The organism is Robiginitalea sp. (genome assembly GCF_982776155.1).
In genome coordinates this window covers 757,794-777,659 of sequence record NZ_CEXZKX010000001.1, presented here as the reverse complement: position 1 = coordinate 777,659, position 19,866 = coordinate 757,794, and the positions used below count along the sequence as shown (strand labels likewise).

Below are 19,866 nucleotides of genomic sequence, written 5' to 3'. Positions count from 1 at the left end.
TTTTTTAAGAGGGTTCCACGCGGGCGGGCTCGTCGAAAGCCCGGATCACCCGGAGGGCCACGTCCAGCGCCAGGGCGCCGTCCTTCAGGGAAACCACCGGGTCGCCACCGGTTTCGATGGCCGTGGCAAACGTTTCCAGTTCGTCCAGGATGGCATTATTTGCGCGGATTTCCGGGTTTTCAAAATAAATCTGTTTCTTCTCCCCTTCCGCGTTTTGCAGGATCATATCGAACTCCCCGGGGGAGGAGGGGGCGTCTTTCATTTTGACCACTTCTACTTTACGTTCCAAAAAGTCCACCGATATATAGGCATCCCGCTGGAAGAACCGCGATTTCCGCATATTCTTCAGGGAAATCCGACTGGCAGTGAGGTTGGCAACACAGCCGTTTTCAAAGGCAATCCGCGCGTTGGCAATGTCCGGGGACTTGCTGATAACGGAAACGCCGCTTGCCCGGATATCGCGAACCGGAGACCGGACAACGCTCAGGATGATATCGATATCGTGTATCATCAAATCCAGTACTACCGGCACGTCGGTGCCCCTGGGGTTGAATTCTGCCAGGCGATGCGTCTCGATGAACATGGGGGAGTCGATGGCATCTGCAACAGCCGTGAACGCCGGGTTAAAACGCTCTACATGGCCTACCTGGGCCTTTACGCCCCGGGCTTCCACCAATTCCATCAACTCCTGCGCTTCTTCGTAAGTATGGGTTACGGGTTTCTCAATAAATACATGCCGGCCTTCCCGGATGGCCCGGGCGGCGCAATCGTAGTGCGAAAGCGTGGGGGTGACGATATCCACCATGTCCACGGCGTCAATCAATTCGCCCATATTGTCGAAATACCGGATCCCGAATTCCTCCGAAACCTGCTTGCCCCGCACGAGGTCCGGATCGTAAAACCCGACGAGTTCGTATCGGGGGGATTCCCCGAGCAGGCGCAGGTGAATTTTTCCCAAATGTCCCGCTCCCAAGACGCCGGCTTTAATCATATCCTTGAGGTTTTTCCCAAAAATAAACATAGTTTGGGAGACAGAGCGGGCCGGCTGGTTTTTCTTGGGCTCTTCAACGCCGGATCTGACGAAATCCCGGTCGGGAAGCTCCTGTTATTTTTCTAACTTAGCGCAAAACCGACAAACTTGAAGGATACCTTAAAGCACCGTGGGAAGAGGAACCAACTGGCCGGGGCAGTAGCCGCTAAAGGCATAGAGGACAAGGCGGTCCTGGACGCCATTCGCGCCGTTCCCAGGCACCTCTTCATGGACAGCAGTTTTGAGGACCACGCCTACCAGGACAAAGCGTTCCCCATAGCGGCGGGCCAAACGATTTCCCAACCTTATACTGTGGCTTACCAAACTTCTCTGCTGGGCTTGAAACCCGGAGACAAGGTATTGGAGATCGGAACCGGCAGCGGCTACCAGACGGCGGTCCTGCTGCATTTGAGGCTCCGGGTCTACACCATCGAAAGGCAATTGGAGCTCTTTAAAAAAACGAACCTTTTTTTCAGGCGTATGGGGTACCGGCCCAAAAAGTTTGTCTTTGGCGACGGTTACAAAGGCCTCCCCGAAGAGGCCCCCTTTGACGGGATTATCGTAACGGCCGGTGCCCCGATGGTACCCCGGGAATTGCTTTCCCAGCTGGCCATAGGCGGCCGGATGGTGGTGCCGGTAGGGGAGGAAGACCAGACGATGATGCTTATCCGCCGCGCCTCCAAAACAAAATTCGAAAGGCAGGCAGGAGGGGCATTCCGCTTTGTCCCGATGCTGGAGGACAAGGGCTGATCAGGAATTAAAAGCTTTTTTGACGCGGTCGAGCTGCCGTTTGGATTCCCGGGCTCTGATGGTGTCCCGCTTATCGTATTGTTTTTTACCACGGGCCAGGGCGATCCGGAGTTTGGCCAGGCCGCGGTCATTGATAAACAGGTTCAGGGGGATGATCGTATTCCCGCTCGTTTTTACCGCCTTGTGCAGTTTGCCCAGTTCCTGTTTGTTGAGCAGGAGTTTTCGGGCAGCCTTGGGCTGGTGGTTGAAATGGGACCCGTGGCTGTACTCATCTACCTGCATGTTGATCACAAACAGTTCCCCGTCCTCGTTGAATTCACAAAATCCCTCGGCGATGGATGCCTTGCCCTGGCGGATCGATTTGATCTCCGTTCCGGCAAGGACGATACCCGCTACATAGGTGTCCAGCAATTCGTAATCGAATCGGGCCCGGCGGTTCTTGATGTTGATCTGTTTCTGCATGGCCCCCAAAATTAAAAGAAAAAATGCGGCTAAACTGTTATTTTAAGTGGAATCCCGGGACCAATAGATGGAATTCATCATTTTTGTGGTCTTTAAATATCGTGAATATGAAATATGTCTTTTTGATACTGATACCTGTAATGATTATGGGATGCCGGGGAGAGAAGGCCCAGGCGGATCTCTCCGCACAGGAAATCGTCGACCGTGCCATCGAAGTAGCGGGGGGTGACCGCTATCGGGAGAGTGCGATTCAATTCGCCTTCAGGGATCGGGACTACGTCTCCTTTCGTGAAAACGGGAAACGGGTATTGCGCAGGATTACCACCACAGACACGGCTGTGATCACGGACAGCAAAATTGGCAATACGTTCCAACGGCTGGTAAACGACACCTTGCAGATCCTGCCGGACACCACCAGCAACCGGCTGGCGAACTCGGTAAACTCCGTCCACTATTTTGCCTACCTGCCATACGGCCTGAATGACCGGGCTGTGAACAAGGAACTATTGGGCAGGGTAAAGCTGGAAGATTCCGAGTATTATAAAATCCGGGTCACCTTTGACCAGGAAGGCGGGGGAGAGGATTTCGAGGATGTTTTTATCTACTGGTTCCATACGGAGACTTTCCGACCGGATTACCTGGCCTATGAATACCATACTGACGGGGGCGGGCAGCGATTCCGCGTGGCCTATAACGACCGCTCAGTGGGGGGTATCCGCTTTCAGGACTACCGGAACTATAAACCGCTGGTAGCCGCCCCCATTGCAGCCATCGACAGTCTTTACACAGCCGGGAAACTGGAGTTGCTTTCGGTGATTGAGTTGGAGGATGTACAGGTGGACCCGGATACTTTCTGATAAGGCGCCGGTTGTATTAGGTCCTGGCGCACTAAAGGAACCCCGGGCTGGTTATTTTGGGCAGTTGCAATTGAATACCAATCGGGTAGCCGTGGACTGGCTTCCCACTACCTGTACGATGAATAAGGAGCCGTTATCGGTATCGTCCATCGGGGAAAAGCGGTCTTCGCCCAGTAAGCGGTTGGCCAGGTCGGGCGTGGTATTGCTGTGGCCCACAATCAGGACATTCTGCCCTGCATGCTCCGTTTTAAAGGCTTCGGCATCCAGGGACTCGGGGTCGTAATATTGTACCGTGATATCTTGTTTGACGGAAGCCGGGGCGGCCGTCATGGACGTGCGTTCGTAATCCGTGGTATAGATGGCATCCAGGGAAACTTCATTGAGGATTTCTGCCCAGTGCATGGCCCTTCCGAGCCCCTTTTGTGTCAATTCCGGATCCGCATCCTGCGGGTTGCTGCGATCTTTCTCAGCATGGCGGATCAGGTAAAAAGTAGTGACTTCTCCCGGCGCGGGGTCCATCGTTGCCGTTTGCGGATCATCCTTGCATGAAAGCCCGAGCATCAGGGCCATTAGCAGGATAAGGCAGTTATTTATTTTCATAATGACACGGTTTGTGTAAATTTGTCTTCCCCACTGAATTTAACTGTATTTCACCAAATATAGTATATCGTTACCTTTAATCGCTTTGCGCTATGGTAAAAAGCATCACGTCCTTCGTGCTGGTAATGGCTGCTGCTACGGTTTTCGGACAACAGGAACCCCTGCCCCCGGATTTCCGGCAACAGAACCTGTTGCTGGTTTCCCCCAACCTGTTTAACCCGACCCTGAGCCTCGACCAGCAGGCCCAACACCGGATCAGTACCTGGTCCCGTTGGCAATGGCAGACCCCGGACGCGGATCCCACGACCTTGCTGCTGCAGTATGGCAACCGGCAGAGCGATATGGCGTTTTCAGGCGGTTTCCTTCAGCATAACACACAGATTTTCCAGCAAACGGGAGGTTTTGTAAACTTCGCCTTCAGTATCCCCTTTACCGAGTCCATCAACCTGGCATTCGGTACGAACCTCTTTGCCTATAGCCAGAAACTATCGGATGACAGCGGAATCCTCCAGGAACCCATTTTGCCGTTTCCGGACGACAATACGGATTTTATCATCCAGGTGATGCCGGGATTCACCCTGAATGTGGGGGATTTCGGTGTGGGAATGGCATTCGAAAACCTGTTTGATTACAGCTTCAACTACCGGGGCGCCGTTTCCGAGAACGACCAGAAGGTCGTTATGGGGATGGCCCGATATGGATTCGATACGGGAGGCGGCACCGCGGCCCGCCCGAACCGGTTTACACCCCTGGTGTACTTTAAGCAAATCCCGGGTTTTGACACCCAATACGGTATCAACGCCTCGTTTTCCGCCACGCGTTACTGGTTGCAGGGCGGATATAACAGTTTTTACGGACCTTCCCTGGGGTTGGGGGGACGCTTCTTCCAAAACCTCTCGGTAGGGGGGGTAGTGGAATTTGCATCGGACAACGCCCCTGAAACGGACGGACTCACATACGAATTTGTGGCCTCCTACGATTTCGGGAAGACGGATAAGCGGAAGAAAGTGGTTGGATTCGATGTGGAGGAAGACCTGGAACGGGAAGCCGAACTCGAAGCTGCCCGCCGGCAGGCCGAAGAGGAAGCCCGACTGGTGGAGGCCGATTCCCTTAGACTGGCCCGGGAGGCCGAAGCGACCCGGCTGGCAGAGATGCGCCGGGATTCCCTGGAAACCGTACGCCGCCAGGAGCAGCTCCTTGCCGAACAGCGGAGGCAGGATTCCATCCAGGAAGCCGAGCGGGCTTTGGCCCTGCAGGAGGAGGAAGTCACGCCCGAGAAAGGAGAGCGGTATGAGGAACTCGCCCAGGAAGGCGACCTGGAGCCCGGCTATTACCTGATAGCCAATGTCTTCGGCACCAAGCGGTATTACGATGCTTTTATGAAGCAATTGCGGGATGCCGGATTGGAGCCCGGATCGTTCTACAGGAGTTCCAACAAATACAATTACGTATTCCTGAGGAGGTACGATTCCATAGAAGCCGCCCGGCGGGCCAGGGACAGCAAATTCTCAGGCAGGTACCAGGGCGACCTGTGGATCCTGAGGATCCGCTGACAGCCGTTGCCAGCAGATTATTTGCCGAGTTCTTTTTTGATCAGGATTTCCAGGTAGGCAATCGTATTGTGGAGGTATTTCCGGTCGTTGCTGATCGTGGCCATTGTGACGGCCCCGAGGATCATTGTGAAGAGTTGTTTGGCAAAGAGCAGCGGGGGAACCGGCAGGCGCAGTTCGCCCTCCCGGATACCGTCTTCAAGGACCACGGCGATTTTCCCTTCAATCGTCCGGGCTGTTTCGCGGGCCGCGGCGGCCAGGGTGCGGTGGTTATACTGCGCATCCACCCCCACATTCAGGATGGGGCATCCTCCCATATCCCGCGTAAACGTATCGTAATTCTTATAAAACTCTGTGAGGTTGGCCAGGCGCTCCATGGCGGTGCCCGGACCGCTTAATTGCTCCTCCAGGGCATTCAGCAACCGGGTGCTGTTGTATTCAAAGGCCGCCAGGGCCAGCGCGTCCTTGTTTTCGAAATTCCCGTAAAGCGCCCCTTTGGTGAGGCCGGTTGCCTCCGTGAGGTCGCTCATACTCGTTCCCACATATCCCTGCCGATTGAAAATAGGGGCCACGGTTTCAATAATGTAGGCTGTGGTCCGTTCGGCTTTGGTAGTCATGTAGGTGGTTATTTCCTGCTAATATAAAAATTAGATACGGTATGGTATAATAGTAGCCAAAAATAAAACCCCCGGCCAGCTGGCCGGGGGCATTTACCCCGCTGTAATCGGCGGGTTTTAAAGCATTACCGGTTATTCCACCAACTCATCCTGGTTGCGGAAAACCAGCTCGTTCTCAAAGCTGTCGATCAGCACCACGCCATCGGTGCGAATGCTGCCCCTGAGCAATTCTTTGGAAAGTTTGTTGAGTACTTCCTTCTGGATCACCCGCTTGATGGGGCGCGCCCCGTATTGCGGGTCAAACCCCTTGTCTGCCAGGTACTCTACGGCTTCTTCCGTGGCGTCGATCTCGATGTGCTGGGCGGCCAGCATGCTGCGTACATGGTCCAGCTGCAAGCGCACCACCTGCCGGATATCCTCCCGGCTCAGCGGGGTAAACATGATGATGTCATCGATCCGATTGAGGAATTCCGGGCGGATGGATTTCTTCAGCAGGCCCAGGACTTCTACCCGGGCGGCTTCCGTAGCACTGTAAATATCCGGGTTGTCCTCAAAGGTTTCCTGGATAATATGGCTGCCCATGTTGCTGGTCATGATGATGATCGTGTTCCTGAAATCCGCCACGCGACCCTTGTTGTCGGTTAGCCGGCCTTCGTCGAGAACCTGCAAAAGGACATTGAATGTATCCGGGTGGGCCTTTTCGATTTCGTCCAGCAGGACCACCGAATAGGGCCTTCTGCGGACGGCCTCGGTGAGTTGTCCCCCTTCGTCATATCCTACATAGCCCGGAGGAGCCCCCACCAGGCGGCTTACCGCATGGCGTTCCTGGTATTCGGACATATCGATTCGCGTCATTGCGTTTTCGTCGTCAAAGAGGTAGGCGGCCAGTGTCTTGGCCAGTTCGGTTTTCCCCACCCCGGTCGTTCCGAGGAACAGGAAGGAGCCGATGGGCCGTTTGGCGTCCTGCAGGCCGGCACGGCTTCGCCGGATCGCATCGGATACCGCTTCGATAGCCTCATCCTGCCCGACGACCCGCTTATGGAGGACCTCCTCGAGCTGCAAGAGCTTTTCCCGTTCGCTCTGAAGCATCTTGTTTACCGGGATCCCTGTCCATTTAGCCACCACCTCGGCGATATCCTCCCGGGTGACCTCTTCCTTGATCAGCGTCCCGGCCTCCTGCTGGCTGGCGAGTTCCTCCTGCAACTTTTCCAGCTGGGCCTGTGCATCCTTGATTTTCCCGTACCGCAATTCGGCCACGCGGCCATAATCGCCATTGCGTTCAGCCCGTTCGGCTTCCAACTTGTATTCCTCGATTGACTGTTTGGTCTTCTGGATCCCGTCCACCACTTCGCGTTCGCTTTCCCATTTGGCAAAGATCTCATTGCGCTCCTCCTTGAAGTTTGCCAGCTCCGCATTCAGCGCTTTGAGTTTATCCGGGTCGTTTTCCCGTTTGATCGCCTCGATTTCAATTTCGAGCTGCATGATTTTCCGATCCAGCGCATCGAGTTCCTCCGGCTTGGAGTTGATCTCCATCCGCAACTTGGACGCCGCCTCGTCCATCAGGTCGATGGCCTTGTCCGGCAAAAAGCGATTCGTGATATACCGCTCGGAAAGCTCCACCGCCGCGATGACCGCTTCATCCCGGACCCGGACCTTGTGGTGGGTTTCGTATTTTTCCTTCAGCCCACGGAGAATCGAGATGGCAGCCTCCGTATCGGGCTCCTCGACGGTGACTTTCTGGAAGCGCCGCTCCAGCGCCTTGTCCTTTTCAAAGTATTTCTGGTATTCATCCAGGGTGGTGGCGCCGATGGCCCGCAATTCCCCCCGCGCAAGCGCGGGTTTGAGGATGTTGGCGGCATCCATGGCGCCCTGCCCGCCCCCGGCCCCTACCAGGGTGTGAATCTCGTCTATAAACAACACGATATTCCCGTCCGAAGTCGTGACTTCCTTGATTACGGATTTCAGGCGCTCTTCAAATTCGCCCTTGTATTTGGCCCCGGCAATCAGGGCCCCCATATCCAGGGAGTAAATGACCTTGTCTTTCAGGTTTTCCGGCACGTCGCCCTGGACGATGCGGTGGGCCAGGCCTTCGGCAATAGCCGTTTTGCCCGTTCCGGGTTCCCCGACGAGCATCGGGTTGTTCTTGGTTCGCCGCGAGAGGATCTGCAAGATCCGGCGGATTTCCTCATCCCTGCCGATAACCGGGTCCAACTTGCCGGCATCGGCCAGCTGGTTCAGGTTTCGCGCATATTTGTCCAGGGAATTATAGGTGTCCTCGGCACTCTGGGAGGTAACCCGCCCGCCCTTGCGGAGTTCTGCGATGGCACTGCCCAGGTCTCTCTCGTTCACGCCCTGATCCTTCAGGATACGGGCCACCTTCGACTTCGACCGGAGGATGGCCTGGATCAGGTGCTCTACGGATACGTATTCGTCTTTATCCTTCCGGGCGATGGAGTTTGCTTCATTCAGCGTACGCCCGGCTTCTGCCGAAAACATCAGGTCCGCTCCGGAAACCTTTGGGAAGGATTCCAGTTCCTTGTCGACGATCTGCCCCACGAGCACATCGTTGACCCGCAGTTTTTTAAGCAGGAAAGGGAGGACGTTTTCATCCACGGTGGCGATGGCCTTGTAGAGGTGTTCGTTTTCCACCTGCTGGTGGCCCATCTCCTGGGCGAGCTGCTGCGCCTGCTGGATGGCCTCCTGGGATTTTATGGTAAAATTATTTATGTTCATCCTTGTTATGCTTACGTTTATGCCCTTGGATGTCAAGAATCCTACCAAGGGGGCTTCACCGCCATTTTGACAGCCAAAAACGAATAATTCAAGACAATAAGACAGGATATATGGGAATTGCAAATATGTTTGGAAACCTATTTGGGTCGGGGGACAACACGGAAGGGGAATCCCGGGGAGGGTTTCCCTGGAACAACCTGGAAGACCCGGAGGGGGAGGCCCTTTTTAACGCTGTTGCGGAAGGCGGGCTGCAGGTGGTGTTCAAGCATTCCAATTCCTGCGGGATCAGCCGGATCATGCTCGGGCGCTTCCAGGGCCTGTGGCCGGCTGGGGCGGCGGAGTTTTTCCTGATCGACGTAAAGCGGAACCGGCCCCTTTCGGATTTGGTGGCAGGACGGTTCGGTTGCACCCACCAATCCCCCCAGGTGCTGGTTATCCGCGACGGGGAACTGGTGGCTCACGCTTCCCACGGCGCTATCGAGAGCCTGGACCCTGAGGAATTCCCGGTTGGCTGAAAGCCCGTATCCGCTTAATCCTGAATGTACGGCAATAAAAAACCCCGGCCTGAGACCGGGGCTTCAAATAATGGGTATTGCCTGGCAATTCCATACCAGGGAAACGCAATCCCTAGCGATTGAATTTCTGTCGTTGGAGGATGTTTTTCAACCGGGCCTTTAAATCCTCCCCTGCATCGTAAACCATCTGCTCATCCGAAGGGAACGGCACGGCGGCGAGGTCCAGCAGGGCTACCAAATCGTTGTCCAATGCCCGCCTGTCCCCGTCGTAATTGGCGTAGACATGTTCAAATACAAACTGGCTGGCCAGGGGATAGGAATTGAGTGACTGGCGGGTGTGCAGGTCGATAAAATTCACATTCCCGTTTACGTGGGCGGTTTTCTGCTGCGTGAACTGGTAAAAGTTGCATCGCACGGAACGGAAGCGGTCTACTTCAATCTTATTGCCCAGGCTGTCCTTGACCACATTGCCTTCCTCGTCCAGGAGGAATTGTTTGCCGTCCGGGATCTGGCGTTCCTGGATAAATTGCTTTTCGTTGACGCGCTCCGGGGAAATAACAATATCCCGGAAGGCAACCTGCATTTCGTAGTCGTATTCCACCTCATCCACGGGGTTGGTGTGGTAGGTGGTCCAGAGGTCGTCCAGGCCGTAGGTGTTGAAATTCAGCAATTCCTCCTCCAGGCGGGCCGGCACGATTTGCTGGGTATCGTTGATCATCGTAACCTTGACATAGTCCAGTCCTTTGATCCGGGCCTGTTCCATCAGGTCACGCGTATCCCCGTACCCCGGGTTGATCTCCTCCAGGTACCTGAAATCGTCATAGGCCTGCCGGTAGTCGTACTTGGTCTGCGCCCCGGCCAGCAGCTGGGAGGCATTCGTATACAAGTATTCCGAAAGGTCGTCTTTGGTGGCCAGGATTTCCCGGTCGTAATTTTCAAATCGAAACCTCGCATCCCGGTTCTCCTCAAAGATGGGGAGGGGTAAGAGCGGCCGGATCCGGTTCTGGACCTCCTTCAGGTGGTTGTATTTCTCATAAATCGTTTCCAGGTTGGCCGGATTCCCGTCCTGTTTCAGGAAGGCAATCTCCTGCAATTCCCGCTCGGTATACTTTGCATAAGCTTCTTCCAGCAACAGCACATAGGCCTGGTTGCCCTTTTTGGTCTTGTTGTCCGCCAGGTTGTCGATGGCCCGGTGGATGGCTTGCTGGTAATTTCCGGTGTTCACGGCTTCCTGGGTTTTCCTGACGCCGCCACAGGCAGCGGCCAGAACCAGGACGAGTCCGCAGAGTAGTGCTTTTTTCATGATGGTCTGTTTAGGGGTTTGGCAAATGGTTTTCAAGGTTTGTGCCAAAATCAACCCTAAATAGAACGAAAATCGATGAAACTTCGTATAAATGGGATCAAAAGACTGTGCTGCAGTTAATTGGATGCCGGGGCAGGCAAGAGTTTTGTGCGAACTTCCCCGAAGCCGATACGCAGGCCTTCCGATTTGCAATGTCCCCGCATTACCACGGTGTCCCCATCCTCAAGGAATACCCGCGTGGCTCCGCCCGGGAGGGATAACGGCTTGCTGCCGGCCCACGAAAGCTCCAGCATGGATCCGTAGGAATCCGGGGTGGGGCCTGAAATTGTGCCGCTTCCCATCATATCCCCGCTGTTCACCTTGCAGCCGTTCACGGTATGGTGGGCGAGTTGCTGGGCCATCGTCCAGTACATGTATTTAAAATTGGATTTGCAAATGGTGGCCGGCGCGCCGCCTTCCGGGATCAGGTCTACTTCCAGGGAAATGTCAAAACTGTTTTTCCCCGTCTGGCGCAGGTAGGGGAGGGGTTCGGGATCCTGGGCCGGGCTCTCGGTGCGGAACGGCTCCAGGGCATCCAGGGTAACGATCCAGGGGGATATGGACGAGGCAAAATTCTTTGCGAGGAAGGGGCCGAGCGGGACGTATTCCCATTTCTGGATGTCCCGGGCGCTCCAGTCGTTAAAAAGGACCAGGCCAAAGATATAGTCCTCTGCTTCCGCCACGGGGATAGGCTCGCCCATCTTGTTGGCATCCGTGGTGATAAATGCCATTTCCAGCTCAAAATCCACCCGTTTGGAAGGTCCGAATACGGGTTGTGTCGAATCCTTGGGCAGGGTTTGTCCATTGGGGCGTCGCACGGGCGTCCCGCTGGGTACGATTGTGGAACTCCTGCCGTGGTACCCCACCGGGATGTGCAGCCAGTTCGGCAACAGGGCATTATCCGGATCACGGAACATGCTGCCCACATTTGTGGCGTGTTCCTTGCTCGAATAGAAATCCGTGTAATCGCCAATCTGCACGGGCAATTGCATCTCAATTTCATCCATGTCGAACAACACGGTTTTGCGATGCGCTTCGTGTTCTTGCAGCTCCGGGTTATTTTTATCAAATACCTCGGCAATCCGGTTCCGCACCAGGCGCCAGGTTTTTTTGCCGTCCGAAATAAAATCATTCAGGCTATCCTGCAGGAAAATATCGTCCGTCAGGGGAATATCCCGGAAATACCCGAGCTGGTGCATGGCACCCAGGTCGATGGCCGTATCCCCGATCCGGGTTCCAATCGTGATCACATCGTCCCGGGTCAGAAAAACCCCGAAGGGGATGTTCTGGATGGGAAAATCGGAATCTTCAGGTACGTTGAGCCAGGACTGTCGGCTCGGGTCATTGGCTTTAATGGACATAGGATATTGTTAATTTTTTATTTGATAAGTTCCTGATCAAATATATCATTTTATCTGGTTTAACTGCTGTCCTTTCGTACTTTTACCGAGCGGAATCAAACCTGCCAGCCATGGCCGTATCGCCTGTAATTACGGGGGGTAGCGCAGAACGGAAAAAGCCGGCTCAATCGTTAACCAAAACTGCTGAAATGCAACGAGACCAAGAAATATTCGACCTGATCCAGGCCGAGAAGCAACGACAAATCAACGGGTTGGAACTCATCGCCTCCGAGAATTTTGCCAGCTCACAGGTGATGGAGGCGGCCGGGTCGGTCCTTACTAATAAATACGCTGAAGGTTACCCGGGGAAACGCTATTACGGCGGATGCGAGGTGGTGGACCAGGTAGAGCAACTCGCCATCGACCGTGCCAAAGAACTCTTTGGGGCGGTTTATGCGAATGTTCAACCCCATTCGGGGTCCCAGGCGAATGCCGCGGTTTACCAGGCCTGTTTGAAACCGGGGGATACGATCCTCGGCTTCGACCTTTCCCATGGGGGCCACCTTACCCACGGCTCGCCGGTGAATTTTTCCGGAAAACTTTACCGACCGGTATTTTACGGGGTGGACAGGGAGACGGGCCGCCTGGATTACGACAAGATCCTCGAGGTCGCCGAGAAGGAGAAGCCGCGCATGATCATTGCGGGCGCCTCGGCCTACTCCCGGGATATGGACTTTGCGAAATTCCGCGAGATAGCAGACCAGGTAGGGGCATTCCTGCTGGCGGATATTGCGCATCCTGCGGGCCTGATTGCCAAGGGCCTGCTGAGCGACCCCATCCCGCATTGCCATTTTGTGACCACCACCACCCATAAAACACTCCGCGGCCCGCGGGGCGGGATGATCCTGATGGGTGAAGATTTCGAAAACCCGTTTGACATCCGGTTCAAAAGCGGGAAACTGCGCTCCATGTCCTCGCTGATCGACCTGGCGGTATTCCCGGGGAACCAGGGCGGGCCGCTGGAGCATATAATCGCCGCCAAGGCCGTAGCTTACGGCGAGGCCCTTTCGGACGGCTTCCTCCACTATGCCATCCAGGTGCAAAAGAATGCAGATGCCATGGCCAAAGCTTTCGTCTCCCGCGACTACCACCTGATCTCCGGGGGTACGGATAACCACATGATGCTCATCGACCTGCGGAATAAAGGAATTACCGGGAAGGATGCGGAGAACCTGCTGGTGACCGCGGATATCACAGCCAACAAAAACATGGTGCCTTTTGACGACCAGTCGCCTTTTGTTACCTCGGGGATCCGTTTCGGAACCGCCGCCATCACCACCCGCGGCCTGGTAGAATCAGACATGGAGGCCGTTGTATCGTTCATCGACCGGGTGTTGTCCGATCCGGAATCCTCTGAAACGGCTCAAGCCGTCAAAAAGGAAGTCAATGAGATGATGGGAAGCCGGCCACTTTTTGCCGGATAGCCAGCTCTATTCTGGTCCCTCATAGGGTGCGTGCAGATTATCCCGGATTGCAGAAATGCTATTCCGAATCGCTGTAAAACAGGTCTTCCGCCAGGATTTGACGTTGTCTCAGGCTGTAGATCCTGGCATCCACCGAATCTTCATAATACACCGCCCAATAATTGTAGAACGCATCGGCAGAGTGGTGTGAGGGGGGTTGGGATGCAGAGGAAACCGATTCCTTTACGGGGATGTAAATCTCATAGGGAATCGCTTGCAGCCCCTTGGTATAGTGAACATAGTGCTCTCCAAGCGCCTCAAAAAGCCTGATGATTTCCCCGGCGATACTTCCGGGGCCCGTACTCCGCACCACGATCAGGACATCTTCCAGTTCCAGGTTTACTTCTTCGATATCCACCGGTTGGGTGTTCCGGTTTTGCAGATTTTCCAACTGCACCTTCAGATGGTCGTTTTCCGCACTGCAGCATTCGGGGTTTCCGCAATGGCCCCAATTGCCTTTTCGGAAATGGTAGAGAACATCCAGCAAGCTCAGGCGGCAGCGAAGGTTCAGGATCAGTTGATTTTCTCCGGTTTTCCCCGATACGAGTTTTACTTCGGATTCTGCAAAAAATATGCGCTCAAGGGATCTTAAGAAATCATCCAACCCGGGCAGGGAGGGGTTGGAATCCATTTTTAGGGATAAATCATAAGGAAAATTCGTCTGCATCTCGCCGTCAATAAAATCCAAGCAGTGTCCTGTGACAAAAGTACGTGGATGACGGCAGAATGGATTATGTAAAAACCATAATATATCGATGGTTTTTATATAAGTCGTTGAAATGCAAGGGGGTTTGACACCCCGTAAAACAGGGCATCAGATAAAGCCCCGATCCCGCGCCTCGGAAATCAGCGCCTGGTCGTTTTGTTTTTCAATGCCAAAAAGCGCTTTGATATGGCGTTTTCGGTTTTCAATGGTAGGGAGGGAGAGGGAGATATGGTTGACCATATCTTTAGTCTTGGTCCCGATTGAGAGGTGGTAGAGGATTTTTTTGTCGTTTTCGTCCAGGTTGATGCGGTTGGCCATTTTCTTGCGGATGGCGGCCAGGGCTTTTTGGGTGTAGTAGGGCGGGTTGGACGTAACGGTTTTCACCATGGCCTGTAGGGAGGCTTCGTCGATTTCGGATTTCACCATGTACCCTTCCGGGTCTACCGATTGCATAATGCTGTTGATCCGGTAGTTGTCGCTAAAGGAGGACATGAAAACCACTTTGGACTCCGGGCTCACTTCCCGGGCCAGCACCCCGAGGTCTTCGCCGGTCTTTTCCTTGTGTTCGATGTTGCTGGAGAGCTGGATATCCAGCAGGATGATGTGGTAGGGGAGCCGGTTGACGGACTGCCGGATTTTTTCCGAGGCCTCTTCAAAAGTTTTGGAGGTATCCACATGCACTTTAAATCCTTCAAATTCGCTGTCCTCCAGGATGAATTTATATCCCAGGGTGGTCATTTCGTGGTCGTCTACAGCCAGAATGCGGATGATATTCATGGTTTCGGTTTCAAATTCTTGCGCCTTACTTTTTTATAGCGTTCCCTTATAGCATTCCCTCAAGGACTTCATTCGACGGGCTTGGCAGCGACCTGCCCCGGGGGATGGTGATTCGTATTTCCGTTCCGGACCCCGGCGAGGATGCAATCTCCCACTGCCCGCCGAGACGTTGCACCCGGGAGGCGATATTCTTTTGGCCAATCCCGCGTTTGCCCCGCCTTTTGTGGAACCCCCGGCCGTCGTCGCAAATACGCGCCACGAGCGTGTTTTCCGAAGCCTGTAGTTCCACAACTACCTTATTGGCCCGGGCGTGTTTGATCGTATTCTGCAGGCATTCCTGGATAATCCGGTACAAGTTGATCTTGATTTCGCCGGACACCCCGTCCCAGTCCGCTTCCCGGTCGAAGTCGAGCTGGTGTTCCAGACCGGCCGTCCCGGCCGTGCTTTCCAACAGGTCCTCGATGGAGACGATAAAGTTAGAGAATTTCTGGTAGGCGGCATCGCTGAGCGCATGGGATATACCGCGAATCTCCTCCTGGACGCTTTTGAGCTTTTCGATTGCCTGGGCCCTCAGGCTGACGGATTTTTCATCCTCTTTTCCATTCAGCCCGAGAAGGACCATCCGGATGCCGTTCATCTCGCCCAGTACGCCATCGTGCAGCTCCTCGGAAATCCGTTTTTGTTCTTCCTGCTTACCCTCCTCGATTTTTTCGTTCTGGGTCAGCATCAGGTTGAATATTTCCTGGTTGGCCTCTTGCTGTTGCTGGAGAAAACGCAACTTCTGGTTGCGGATCCGCTGATTAATAATCACCAACAGGGCCATACCCAGCAGCACGATCCCGGCCGTTACCCAGATCCACATCATGCGTTGCCGGCTGAGGAACTGATTTTCTGCAATATACTGGTCTGTCTGGTAGCGGACCCGGGCAAACTTATCCCGGAGCAACCGCTCTTCCTGGATCAGGCTGTCCTTGAGTTCGCTGAGTTCCAGCCCGTATTGGGCGCTGTTTTCCCGGTCTACCAGCATCTGCAACTTGAGAATGTCCTGAAGCCCGTCCAGTTCTTCGGTTTCGAGCGCTATCCGCTTGCCTTCCTGCAGGTGTTCCCGCGCACGTGCAGTATCCCGTTGATCCCAATAATATTCGGCGAGGAAATAGTTGCTTCTGGGGAGACTAATCCGCTCTCCAATATCTTCATTGATGCGCAGCGCCTCCAGGTAGTTGGCCTCCACGGAATCAAAATTGCCCAAGGCAAAATTGGCCCGTGCCTGATTCGTTAAGACCTTTGCATACAATTGCGGATCGCTTTCTCTTAAATCGGTTTGTTCGGCTACTTCGCTCAGGTATCGAAGGGCTTCCCGGTAGGCGCCGGCATCAATCTGGGTACTCCCCAGATTATTCATAATGCTATAATAGGAAGACCGGTCTTCAGCATCCCGGTCCACGTAGTTCAATGCCTGTTCCCGGTAATCAATGGCCCTTTCATAATTCCCCATGGCCGATGCAATGGAGCCCAATAAGTTATAGGTAGAAATAATCCTCCTTTCCTTGTTTTCCCTGGATGATTCCTCCAACAGGTTTAGGGCGAGAATAGCAGATTGTTCAGCGGTCGCAAAATCACTGGCTCCGTATTGTGCGACAGCCATGTTGTAGGCCCCGCGACCCGCGTAATACGGTTCATCGAGCGCATCGAAAATTTTAAATGCCAAATTGGCTCGTAAATACATGCTATCCGGGTCACCAAGTCTATAATAAAAAGAGCTGTTATCCAGGTAAAATACGCCAAGAGATAGTGAGTCGGAAATAGCAGCGGCATCTTTAAGTGCTTCATCAATCACCTCTCTTTTAAGGGATGGGATTTGATTGAGTTTCCGGAACAAAGCCTGATACAATGACCTGGGGAGTGTGTCGTCTGAACGATCAAGGTCGCCCAGGATTCCATAAACCTGACCTCTTAAATTTTCCGGGGAAATTGAATCCGGTTTCAGCTGGCTGATGCGGGCGCTGATTTCCTGTCGATTTTCATCAACAACGTCATCATTGCCCTTTTCCTGGATGCAGGAAGCCGGCAAACCAACAATCAAAAGCCCACAGCATATAAACCTTATATAAAGCTTCATACAAATTATTGTATGAGTAAAATTAAAAAAAAGAGCCCTGCAATTAGCAAGGCCCCCATTTCGTTATCTCAGAAAGACTAGTTGTCGCCGTCCAAATCGACGTCGTTACAGGTGGTGCACTCGGCATCCGGATCTAAATCGACGTCGTTGCAGGTGGTGCATTCGGCATCCGGATCCAAATCGACATCGTTGCAAGTCGTACATTCGGCATCACCATCTAAATCGACATCATTACAGGTAGTGCACTCTGCATCGCCGTCTAAGTCGACATCATTACAGGTAGTACATTCCGCGTCATAAAGCCCGTCGACATCGGCCAGGGTGGAATCGGATTCGCAGGCGGTTAATCCGAAGAATAAAACCAAAACGGCGGCAAAACTCATTGCTTTTTTCATAATCAATAGTGTTAGAAGGTTGTTATGGATCAATTTCATCTGAAAATTAGCCGAAGCTAAAAAGTCATGGTACTTTTTATGACTGCATTTAGCAATCAGCAGGGTTTTGTGAGAATTTGACAGGAATCTGTGAGAATCCGGTTAATTATTACCGGAGAGGGATTTCAGCGAGAGCGCTTGCTTGAGTGCGTCCACATTTTGACGATACCCACGGGAAAATGGCAATTCTGCCTTGGCGAATTTCAGCGTGCAGCGGTTTTTGCCGTAGTTGATCCGGGAGATGTAGTCCTGGTTCAGGATATAACTTTGGTGTACCCGGACAAAATTGGCGGGCAATTGCTGCTCAAAACTCTTCAGGGTTTTGAACGCGCTGATTTTGGTGCCGTCCTTGAGGATAAAGTCCGTGGCGTTGTTGTCCGCCTTCAGGTAGAGGATCTCGTTGGTATCCAGGAATTGATAGTCTTTGTACGATTGCAGGCAAATCACCGGGGATTCGGCGGGGGCCGGGAGTCGTTTGCCCAGTTTCAGCAGGGTTTTGCGGATGTCGAATTCGCTGAAGGGAAGCATCCAATAGTCAAAAAACTGGTGTTTCAGGGCTTCGTAGGCAAAGTCTTTGGTTTGTGCCAACCCGATGCAGACCGGCGGGGTGTCCAGGTACTGGTAGAGGTCCCGCACCATTGAAAAACACTCCGTGGCGCATTCCTGCAGGTTAATGAACAGCACATCCGGGTTGTATTTGAGAATGCTGTCAAGGGCCTTGCGGGGCTCCGTATCGTGGGCCACGCATTGCAACCCCTCGTATTCCTCCAAAAAGTGCTGAAGCTGAAGGAAAGTGGCTGCGTTTGGGTCAACAATGCTGTAATTGAATTCCAAGGCCTGATAAATTTTGGTTAAATTAGTGATTACAAGGTATTTAGGCCTATGTAAAAACCATAGAAAAACTATGGTTTACCTCGCAAATTGTGATGATCGGCACGAAAAAGTAGGGAATACTTGCTGTGAAAAACAAGAAAAAGCAACAGATACTATAAGAAAAAACTGTAATATATCATGTAAGTATCTGTTAATGAGTAGTTAATGCCCCAATAATGCCGCAATCATCCCTGAAGGCATCCGCACGGGCATCAACCGGGATTTTTCGAGCAGGCACCACTCCGTTTTACAGGTGGCGACAGGATCCAGGGAGTCCCTCATTCGGATTTCCACTACGCGTTTGGAGATGGCGCCGCGGGCCTCCTTCACAAATGTTTCAAGGGCTAGCTCTTCCCCAAGGAGGGCAGAGCGGTGGTAGTGGATCTGGTGGCTTTTAACCACCCAGATATAATCGGCATCCCATTCCGGCCGGGTAAGTTGCGCCCAGTGGTCTCCGGCGAGTTCCTGTACCCACTCCAGATACCGGATGTTATTCACGTGGTCCAGGTTGTCCAGGTCTTCCGGGGCTACCCTGCGGTATGTGCGGTAGCGATTCAAGGGTCACGCTTCACAATGCGCACTTCGAAGAGCTTGTCCCAGCGTTTGCCGGTTACAAAGAATGTCTGCCTCCCGCCGTGGTAGGCCACTCCGTTGAACACATCCAATTGGTCGTGCTGGGTTACCTTGTTTTCCAGCCCCCCGAAATTGACCACACCTTCAATCGCCCCGCTGGTGGCATCGATGATCATCATGCTCGGGCGCTGCCAGACATTGGCATAGATCTTCCCATTTACATATTCGAGTTCGTTCGCCTTGTTGAAGACAGACTTGTCTGTGACCGTTTCGATATACCCGACTTCCTCCAGGGTCCGGGGATCGAGTTTCCATATCCGTTGGCTGCCGTCGCTTTTAAAAAGGTATTCCCCGTTGTTGCAGAGCCCCCAGCCTTCCCGGCTTTCCCCATAGGCAAAATTCCCGAGTTTTTCCAGGGTATCCGGATTGTAGAGAAACCCGGTTTTTGCCTGCCAGGTCAGCATATAGAGCGTATCGCCCAGGATGGTCAGGCCCTCCCCGAAATACGTATCCGACAAGTCGGTGCGCGCCAGGATTTCCCCGGTACGGAAATCCACTTTGCGCAGGCTGGAGGCCCCTTTCTGGCCCGTGCTTTCATACAGCGTGTCCCCGCGGAATTCAAGCCCCTGAGTAAACGCATCCCGGTCGTGTGGATAGGTATTGACGATTTCGTACGTGTAGATTTCCGGGGCGTTCCCCGCGAGGAGCGTAATTTCTTTTTCCAGGGTAAAATCCCCGTCGGCGGTATAAACTCGGGCTTCCAGTTTTTTCTCGCCGAGCCGGGTATCGCCCAGGCGAACCTGTCCGCCTTCCGGGTTGAGCCGAACCCCATCCAGGGAATAAACCACGGAGTCTACGGCTGTCCCGGAGGTATTCTTCAACCCGATCGCTACGGTCTCCCCATGGGTAAATTTCCTGCCCCCCTTCCCGAGTTCAACAGCAAAGCCCCGGGCCGGGTTCTCGCCGTCGCAGGCGAGGAAAAGCGTTAGCAGCAGGCCGGTCAGGCCCATTTTCAAATTCGTCATAATCATTGTTTGGTCATTGTCAGCAGGTTGTAAATCCACG

General features: G+C 53.6%; 19 protein-coding genes. 5 read left to right on the top strand and 14 right to left on the bottom strand.

Annotation, left to right across the window (positions count from 1 at the left end):
- Positions 1-4: 4 nt before the first annotated feature.
- A complete protein-coding gene (locus tag AC3DKS_RS03275; protein WP_272607407.1) occupies positions 5-991 on the bottom strand; it encodes a Gfo/Idh/MocA family protein in 987 nt (328 codons plus the stop codon).
- A 147-nt stretch (positions 992-1,138) separates the two neighbouring features.
- Between AC3DKS_RS03275 and AC3DKS_RS03270 the strand changes: the two genes are divergently transcribed.
- On the top strand, positions 1,139-1,780 hold the full coding sequence (locus AC3DKS_RS03270; protein ID WP_015755147.1) for a protein-L-isoaspartate(D-aspartate) O-methyltransferase: 642 nt from the start codon (positions 1,139-1,141) through the stop codon (positions 1,778-1,780).
- Here AC3DKS_RS03270 and smpB read toward each other — a convergent pair whose 3' ends face one another.
- On the bottom strand, positions 1,781-2,242 hold the full coding sequence (gene smpB, locus AC3DKS_RS03265; protein ID WP_015755146.1) for an SsrA-binding protein SmpB: 462 nt from the start codon (positions 2,240-2,242) through the stop codon (positions 1,781-1,783).
- 107 nt (positions 2,243-2,349) lie between these two features.
- Here smpB and AC3DKS_RS03260 point away from each other — a divergent pair, with 107 nt between their 5' ends.
- Positions 2,350-3,099 (top strand): DUF6503 family protein, encoded by a 750-nt coding sequence (locus AC3DKS_RS03260; RefSeq protein ID WP_272607406.1) that lies wholly within the window; start codon positions 2,350-2,352, stop codon positions 3,097-3,099.
- 51 nt (positions 3,100-3,150) lie between these two features.
- On the opposite strand, the gene AC3DKS_RS03255 is transcribed toward AC3DKS_RS03260, so the two are convergent.
- Positions 3,151-3,699: a SixA phosphatase family protein gene (locus AC3DKS_RS03255; protein WP_015755144.1), complete on the bottom strand. Its 549-nt coding sequence runs from the start codon at positions 3,697-3,699 to the stop codon at positions 3,151-3,153.
- Positions 3,700-3,791: 92 nt separating this feature from the next.
- Here AC3DKS_RS03255 and AC3DKS_RS03250 point away from each other — a divergent pair, with 92 nt between their 5' ends.
- Positions 3,792-5,252, top strand: a complete 1,461-nt coding sequence (locus AC3DKS_RS03250; RefSeq protein ID WP_272607405.1) for a PorP/SprF family type IX secretion system membrane protein — start codon at positions 3,792-3,794, stop codon at positions 5,250-5,252.
- 17 nt (positions 5,253-5,269) lie between these two features.
- On the opposite strand, the gene AC3DKS_RS03245 is transcribed toward AC3DKS_RS03250, so the two are convergent.
- Together AC3DKS_RS03245 and clpB are read right to left on the bottom strand one after the other, a co-directional pair.
- Positions 5,270-5,866, bottom strand: coding sequence for a TetR/AcrR family transcriptional regulator (locus AC3DKS_RS03245; protein WP_272607404.1), 597 nt, complete (start codon positions 5,864-5,866; stop codon positions 5,270-5,272).
- Positions 5,867-5,998: 132 nt separating this feature from the next.
- Complete coding sequence (gene clpB, locus AC3DKS_RS03240; RefSeq protein WP_015755141.1) at positions 5,999-8,599, bottom strand: ATP-dependent chaperone ClpB; 2,601 nt, start codon at positions 8,597-8,599, stop codon at positions 5,999-6,001.
- Positions 8,600-8,724: 125 nt separating this feature from the next.
- On the opposite strand from clpB, the gene ytxJ reads away from it, so the two are divergent.
- Positions 8,725-9,114: a bacillithiol system redox-active protein YtxJ gene (gene ytxJ, locus AC3DKS_RS03235; protein ID WP_187289169.1), complete on the top strand. Its 390-nt coding sequence runs from the start codon at positions 8,725-8,727 to the stop codon at positions 9,112-9,114.
- Positions 9,115-9,226: 112 nt separating this feature from the next.
- Here ytxJ and AC3DKS_RS03230 read toward each other — a convergent pair whose 3' ends face one another.
- On the bottom strand, positions 9,227-10,417 hold the full coding sequence (locus AC3DKS_RS03230; protein ID WP_015755139.1) for a hypothetical protein: 1,191 nt from the start codon (positions 10,415-10,417) through the stop codon (positions 9,227-9,229).
- 116 nt (positions 10,418-10,533) lie between these two features.
- A complete protein-coding gene (gene fahA / locus AC3DKS_RS03225) occupies positions 10,534-11,817 on the bottom strand; it encodes a fumarylacetoacetase (protein ID WP_015755138.1) in 1,284 nt (427 codons plus the stop codon).
- Between the two features lie 188 nt (positions 11,818-12,005).
- Between fahA and glyA the strand changes: the two genes are divergently transcribed.
- Positions 12,006-13,280 (top strand): serine hydroxymethyltransferase, encoded by a 1,275-nt coding sequence (gene glyA / locus AC3DKS_RS03220; RefSeq protein ID WP_272607403.1) that lies wholly within the window; start codon positions 12,006-12,008, stop codon positions 13,278-13,280.
- Between the two features lie 58 nt (positions 13,281-13,338).
- Here glyA and AC3DKS_RS03215 read toward each other — a convergent pair whose 3' ends face one another.
- From AC3DKS_RS03215 to AC3DKS_RS03185, 7 genes are all read right to left on the bottom strand, one after another.
- Complete coding sequence (locus AC3DKS_RS03215; protein ID WP_272607402.1) at positions 13,339-13,950, bottom strand: hypothetical protein; 612 nt, start codon at positions 13,948-13,950, stop codon at positions 13,339-13,341.
- Positions 13,951-14,133: 183 nt separating this feature from the next.
- Positions 14,134-14,802, bottom strand: coding sequence for a response regulator (locus AC3DKS_RS03210; protein ID WP_015755135.1), 669 nt, complete (start codon positions 14,800-14,802; stop codon positions 14,134-14,136).
- A 46-nt stretch (positions 14,803-14,848) separates the two neighbouring features.
- Complete coding sequence (locus AC3DKS_RS03205) at positions 14,849-16,528, bottom strand: tetratricopeptide repeat-containing sensor histidine kinase (protein WP_272607401.1); 1,680 nt, start codon at positions 16,526-16,528, stop codon at positions 14,849-14,851.
- A 470-nt stretch (positions 16,529-16,998) separates the two neighbouring features.
- Entirely contained in the window at positions 16,999-17,316 is a 318-nt protein-coding gene (locus AC3DKS_RS03200; RefSeq protein ID WP_272607400.1) for a hypothetical protein, read from the bottom strand.
- A 141-nt stretch (positions 17,317-17,457) separates the two neighbouring features.
- Entirely contained in the window at positions 17,458-18,189 is a 732-nt protein-coding gene (locus AC3DKS_RS03195) for a LytR/AlgR family response regulator transcription factor (protein ID WP_015755132.1), read from the bottom strand.
- A gap of 201 nt (positions 18,190-18,390) precedes the next feature.
- A complete protein-coding gene (locus tag AC3DKS_RS03190) occupies positions 18,391-18,786 on the bottom strand; it encodes an acyl-CoA thioesterase (RefSeq protein WP_272607399.1) in 396 nt (131 codons plus the stop codon).
- Positions 18,783-19,826 carry a glutaminyl-peptide cyclotransferase gene (locus AC3DKS_RS03185; RefSeq protein WP_272607398.1) on the bottom strand — a complete coding sequence of 348 codons (1,044 nt, stop codon included), beginning with the start codon at positions 19,824-19,826 and terminating at the stop codon, positions 18,783-18,785. Before AC3DKS_RS03185 ends, AC3DKS_RS03190 begins: the two co-directional genes overlap by 4 nt.
- Positions 19,827-19,866: the final 40 nt, after the last annotated feature.